This is a genomic window from Candidatus Aegiribacteria sp., assembly GCA_021108435.1.
Lineage (GTDB): Bacteria > Fermentibacterota > Fermentibacteria > Fermentibacterales > JCC-6 > Aegiribacteria.
Genome location: JAIOQY010000160.1, coordinates 1 through 2,209, shown reverse-complemented (window position 1 = coordinate 2,209; position 2,209 = coordinate 1). Strand labels below are relative to the sequence as shown.

Annotated in this window: 2 protein-coding genes; both read left to right on the top strand. The window is 37.2% G+C overall.

The genetic code is table 11. From position 1 onward, the window contains the following. Positions 1-165: T9SS type A sorting domain-containing protein (locus K8R76_08835; protein ID MCD4848282.1), on the top strand; the 165-nt coding region annotated here is incomplete at its 5' end. Positions 166-341: 176 nt separating this feature from the next. Further along, the coding region (locus K8R76_08830) for a hypothetical protein (GenBank protein MCD4848281.1) at positions 342-2,209 on the top strand (1,868 nt) is incomplete at its 3' end.

Sequence of the window (2,209 nt, the reverse complement as noted above, 5' to 3'; positions counted from 1 at the left end):
GATCTTTCAGGCAGAACGGTTCAAACTTCAGTGAATGAAAGTCAAACAACCGGCATTCGTTCGGTCAATTTTGATGGCAGCAATCTTTCCAGCGGCGTTTACTTTTACCAGTTGAAAGCAGGCAATGAATTCGTTGAGACAAGGACAATGATATTGATGCGATAAAAAATTGGCTCCACATAACAGTTCAAATCAGACTGAAAGCGAAGAATTGGACTTTTTGAACTATTTCATTTTCACAGTAGGCCGTGTACTAACTTCATGTTCAGTAATCATACTTTTCGCTGAAGGTTATTTATCACGTTATCCGGTGCTGGATTCAATTGGAACGTGCAGGTTTTATGGAAAATATACGAGTTCGTAATTCAATGATGAGTAATTACTTAATGAGGTTAGGGATTCCATTCTTCAGATACTTACTGTTGGTTATCTATGTTTCAATTCCAGTATATGGAGCTACTTATTACGTCGATGCTTCAAATGGAAACGATTTCAACAATGGTACATCACAAGATACTGCATGGAAGACGATCAGCAAGGTTAATTCCTCCAGCTTCAACCCGGGAGACAATATTTTATTCAAAAGAGAGGAAATCTGGCGGGAGGCGCTTGTTGTGCCGGCATCCGGCTCCTATGGCAATCCGATAACATTTGGTACTTACGGGAGTGGAGATAAGCCAATAATAAGCTGTAGAGATTCAATACCTGGTTGGAGCGTTGCCGATAATTGGATTCAAGACGGAAATGTTTGGTCAATCAACTTATCTAGCGACCCTTATCGAATGTTTTTATCCGGAACCGAATATATTGAAGCAGAAACAGAAGGAAGTGTTAATTCCAGTGAACGATGGTGGTATGATCGTGATAATAATAACCTAAAAATTTATGCGACTATGAATCCTTCAACAGCATACTTAAATGTCGAAGGAGCAAGAGTGGTTGCTTTTTCCACCGTTTTTATCACAAAAAGCTTTATTGTCTTACATGATTTGGATGTAAGAGGAGGAGCAGCAGCGATAGAACTTGAGGATTTAGATCATGTTATTATTGATAACTGTACAGTTGGGTTGTATTCTGGATATCAAGGTGTTCGATTAGTAGGCTGCAGTGGTACCGTGGATTATTGTGAGATCAAAAACTGCATGATAGAATCCGGTTACAATAATTGGGATTATTCATATTTGAGACCTGATGGATATCATTTACAGGATGGGATTTATATAGGGCATGGTGCAAACTACAATAAGGTGTACGGGAATACAATATCCAACTGGGGCCATGCTTGTGTTGGAGTAGAAAATCTTGACCATCCTGCTGAAACAAGCAATTATAATGAAATATTTGAAAATATTTTGACTTCTCCTAACACCAATTACAACAGAGGATTCTTCACAGATGCAGGTAGTACTACTGGTATGTGTGCTTATAACAAAATCTACAGGAACTTAATACAGAATACTACAGTTAAGAATCAAATACACGGCAATAATAATGAAGTTTATTATAACATAATTATTAATGTGATTGATAATCCTAACTATGGACAACCCTATTTTGCTCAGGGAATATCTATGTTTTCAGCTGAAGGGCAAGTTTGTCATGATAATACAATATATAATAACGTCATATTTAATACAGATGATACTGGGCTGACTATAATCGATGATGAGGGATGGGGTGTTAAAGAAAATAATTTGATTAGAAATAATATTATCTACAATTTCGGTGGAAATTACGGAATCAGTATAACTGACTGGGGTTATGGAACAGTAAAAGGAAATACTTATCAGAATAATTTAATTTACATATCTGGGGTAAGTGATGTTATCTATTACAGGGGTTCGGCAATGAGTGTTAGTACATTCAATGGAGAGAATGGAAATAATGATGATGTAATAGAGGATAACATCCAGTTGGATCCAATATTCACTGACCCATTTAATAATAACTTCACTCTCCAATCAACTTCCCCTGCAATTGATTCGGGAATGGATGTAGGCCTTAACCAGGATTTTGACGGTAACTATGTTCCACAGGGCTCTGCCCCGGATATTGGCGCTTATGAATATTTATTAACTGGTGTTGATGAACGATCCGGTGGAATACAATCGATATTCAGGCTATATTCAAATAACCCCAATCCGTTCAATTCCACAACGAGAATATCGTACTATATTCCAAGCTCAAGTTATGTGACATTAACCATCTA